The organism is Streptomyces glaucus (assembly GCF_039533365.1).
Lineage (GTDB): Bacteria > Actinomycetota > Actinomycetes > Streptomycetales > Streptomycetaceae > Streptomyces > Streptomyces glaucus.
This window is the reverse complement of record NZ_BAAATK010000115.1, coordinates 1-3,479: the sequence shown is the minus strand read 5'-3', so window position 1 is coordinate 3,479 and position 3,479 is coordinate 1. Positions and strand designations below refer to the sequence as shown.

Annotated in this window: 3 protein-coding genes; 1 reads left to right on the top strand and 2 read right to left on the bottom strand. The window is 76.1% G+C overall.

All coding sequences use genetic code 11. From position 1 onward, the window contains the following. Positions 1-22: 22 nt before the first annotated feature. Both ABD363_RS32275 and ABD363_RS32270 read right to left on the bottom strand, forming a co-directional pair. Positions 23-1,075 (bottom strand): bacteriorhodopsin, encoded by a 1,053-nt coding sequence (locus tag ABD363_RS32275; RefSeq protein WP_344610013.1) that lies wholly within the window; start codon positions 1,073-1,075, stop codon positions 23-25. Between the two features lie 249 nt (positions 1,076-1,324). Continuing rightward, entirely contained in the window at positions 1,325-2,296 is a 972-nt protein-coding gene (locus ABD363_RS32270) for a serine hydrolase (protein WP_344610012.1), read from the bottom strand. 288 nt (positions 2,297-2,584) lie between these two features. Here ABD363_RS32270 and ABD363_RS32265 point away from each other — a divergent pair. Beyond that, positions 2,585-3,479: SDR family NAD(P)-dependent oxidoreductase (locus ABD363_RS32265; RefSeq protein WP_344610011.1), on the top strand; the 895-nt coding region annotated here is incomplete at its 3' end.

The following is a 3,479-nucleotide window of genomic DNA, read 5'->3' as shown; positions in this document are numbered from 1 at the left end:
CGCCGGGGGCGGCCGCCGGGCGTCACCGGTCCCGGCCGGTGCCATCGCGGCCGTGGTCGCCGTGACCGCCGTCCCCGCCGCCGTCGCGCACCGGCGGCGGGGCCGGGCGGGCCCCGTGCCCGGCCCCTGACGCCGCCACCGGGGGCCAGGCGTCGGCCCGCTTGACGTGCGAGATCCACACCTCCTCCGGGTGGGTCCCGGTGCCGGCCCGGAGGTCGTCGGCGGTGCGCACCTTGGCCACCTTGTGGATCAGCACCCCGAACCAGACCTTGGCGGCGACATCGGCCGCGCAGAAGCCGAGCTGGGTGACCAGAGCCCAGCCCACCAGGTCGGAGTCGGGGTCGACGGACTGCTGGATCAGGTAGATCAGCGGGTAGACGCCGAAGGAGCCGAACAGCAGGACGGTCGCCCGTTTCAGGCCGGTGTACGCCTCCGGCGACAGCTCGTCGCGGCCGGCCAGCACCGCGTGGCCCAGCACCGCGTACAGCACGAGGAAGAACACCGTGCTGATCGCGGCCCACACCACCAGCCACAGCACCCGGTTGCCGTTGTCGAGCACCTGGGCGCCGAGGAAGCCGGTGAGGATCATCAGGAAGGACGCCGACACGGCGGTGCCGCGCAGCACGGACATCCGCCGCCCGGCGACGGCGCACACGGCGAGCAGTTCCACGGCGAGCAGCGGCACCGTGACCGACCAGTCCGCGTACCGCATCCCGCCGTCGAACTCGGTGTCGGCCACCGGCACGTACCGCTCCTCCCGCAGGGTGAAGGAGGTCTTCCAGCTGACGAAAAGCTCCACGTAGGCGAGGAAGGCCACCAGTTGGAGCAGGGCGCTGGCGTCGCTCGCCGCCCGGTAGCGCGGGGCCGTCTCGCTCCGGGTGACGAACGCGTGCAGCGAGCCCGCCAGCAACGCCAGGCCGGTCGCCATCAGGGCGTACAGCACCATGCGGTACTCGCCCTCGGTGTAGGTCAGCAGGCCCGAGAACTCGCCTCGTACCGGGGGCGCCGCCGGTGCGGGCGCGCCGCTCGATTCCGCGGCGCCGGAGCCGGCGCCTGTTGCCGGTGCGAGCAGCATGACCGTCCCTGGGGCCGAAGCGGCCGGGCGGGCCGGCGAAACCGCCGGTCCGCCCGGTGCGCGTGCGCAGGCCGGACCGGCCGGCCGGCGTACGCGCTCGGATACGCGACCACGTTAAGGAGACGGCCGGGGGGCGGCGACCGGAGCGGGTCCGCCGGAGCGACGTCCCGGCCGGCGGACGGGGCCGCCGGCCGGCAGGGACCGGGCCGTGACGGGAGCGGGTCCCGGTTCGGCGCCGCGGCGGGGGGCTCACTCCGGCCAGGGGCGGGCATGGGCGCTGGCCGCGCCGATCGCCGCCCTCACCGCCCGTTCGACCAGCGAGACACCGTCCTGCATCGACGCGTTGCCGCTGCTGAGGACCGAGACCAGGTACCGGCGCCCGTGCACCGTGACCTGCCCGATGCTGTTGACGACCCACAGCTCGGTCGTGGTCCGCTGCAGCCAGCCGTTCTTGAGGGCCCATCGGGGGGCCGCCGCGGACACCCCCCAGTCCTGGCCCTTCACGATGCCGCCCATCAGCTCGCGGATGTAGGCGCGGGACGCCCGGTTCAGCCCTGCGCGGGCGCGGACGGAGACCGCCGGCACGCGGGCGAACACCGAACGCAGCAGCCGGATCTGGTCCTTCGCCGTGGTCCGGGTCAGGCCCCAGTGGAAGCCCGGTCCCGCCTGTGTCGAGGAGAGCCCCAGGCGCTCGTTCGCCGCGTCGAGGCCCTCGCCCCTGCCGATCGCCCGCCACAGGCGGTTCGCCGCGTCGTTGTCGCTCGTCCTGATCATCGCCTCGGCGGCCTCGCGCTCCGCGGCGGTCGGCTCGCGGCCCTCGTCCTGCGCCTGGAGCAGCAGCGCCGCGAGGATGTCCACCTTGATGATGCTCGCCGTGTCGAACATCGCGTCGCCCCGGTAGGAGGCGATCTCCCGGTTGGCGCCGTCCAGGTCGAGCACGGCCACCGCGATCCGGGGGGCGCCGTCCCGCAGGACCGGCGCGAGCGCCCGGGCGAGGGTCGCGCCGAGGTTCTCCGGCGGTGGCGCCGCCAGTACGGCGGCCGGCGCGCTCCCCCGTGCGGAGGGTGTCCGCGCCCCGTCGAGCGGGCCGGCGGAGGAGCAGGCGACGAGCGACGCCACGGCCGCGGTGGCGGCGCAGGCCGTCAGCGCGTGCGGGCGCAGGCCGGCGGAACCGGACCTGCTGAGCGCCTGGTACGTCCCGCTGAGCTGTTCGTCGGGCATGGCGAGCAGGCCTCGGCATTCCTGTACAGGGAGACGGTAGATCAGAAAATATGACATATCGCCCTGGTGGTGACCGCCGATGCCGTACCGGGCGTGTCGCCCCGGCACGCTCGCGGCCGGCCCTCGGCCCGCCGTCACCCCGCTCCGTCCGGGCCGGCCCCGCGCAGGCCGGCCCGGACGGGGCGGGGCCCGGTTTCGCCTCGCCGGCGACGGGAAACCCGGCACAGCGATCACGGGACCCCGGAACCGGCCGCTGGACAGCGGTCCGTCGAGCGAAGGATCCGGCGCATGACATCGGATGGGACAACCGGCACGGCCGTGGTGACCGGGGCGTCGTCGGGGATCGGCGTCGAGTACGCCGCGCGGCTGGCCCGGCGGGGCTGGGACCTGGTGCTGATCGCCCGCCGCGCGGAGCGGCTCGCCGCGCTGGCCGCACGGCTGCGCGAGGACACCGGCGCGACGGTGGAGACGATGGTGGCCGACCTCGCCCGCGCGCCCGACCTCGCCCGGGTGGCCGGACGGGTCGCCGGCGACGACGTCGCGCTGCTGGTGAACAACGCGGGCATCAACGGGTACGGGCCGTTCACCGAGGTCGATCCCGGGCTGCTGGCCAAGGTGCTCGACGTGAACGTCGTGGCCCCCACGGTGCTGACCCGCGCGGCCGTCCCCCCCATGGTGGCGCGCGGGCGGGGCGCGGTCGTCAACGTCGCCTCGCTGCTGGCGTTCGCCGGCGCCCTGCCCCCCGGTCCCCTCCCCCACCGGGCCGTCTACGGCGGCACCAAGGGCTACCTGGTGACGTTCACCAGGACCCTGGCCGCCGAGCTGGCCAGCACGCCGGTGCGCGTGCAGGTCGTCTGCCCCGGACTCACCGCCACCGAGTTCCACCTCGGCGCGGGCGACGCTCCGGTGCCCGGCGAGGCGCGGGTCCACGACGAGGGCGGGATGCCCCCGGCCGACGTGGTCACCGCTTCCCTCGCCGCGCTGGAGACCGGGGAGGTGGTGTGCGTGCCGGGCCTGTCGGACGCCGAGGCCGTGGCCCGGCTGGCCGCCGCGGAGCTCGCCCTGCGCGACGGCTCCGGCGCCGCTCTGGCCGACCGCTACCGCGCGGCGGACCACCCCGGCGGCTGGGGGCGGGCGCGGCGGGCCGCGCGGCCGCGGCCGCGCGGCCCGAAGACGCGCGGCC

What these genes read in the sequence shown, in the direction of transcription:
- ABD363_RS32275 (WP_344610013.1), bottom strand. Translation starts at nt 1,075, where the DNA reads ATGCTGCTCGCACCGGCAACAGGCGCCGGCTCCGGCGCCGCGGAATCG.
- ABD363_RS32270 (WP_344610012.1), bottom strand. Translation starts at nt 2,296, where the DNA reads ATGCCCGACGAACAGCTCAGCGGGACGTACCAGGCGCTCAGCAGGTCC.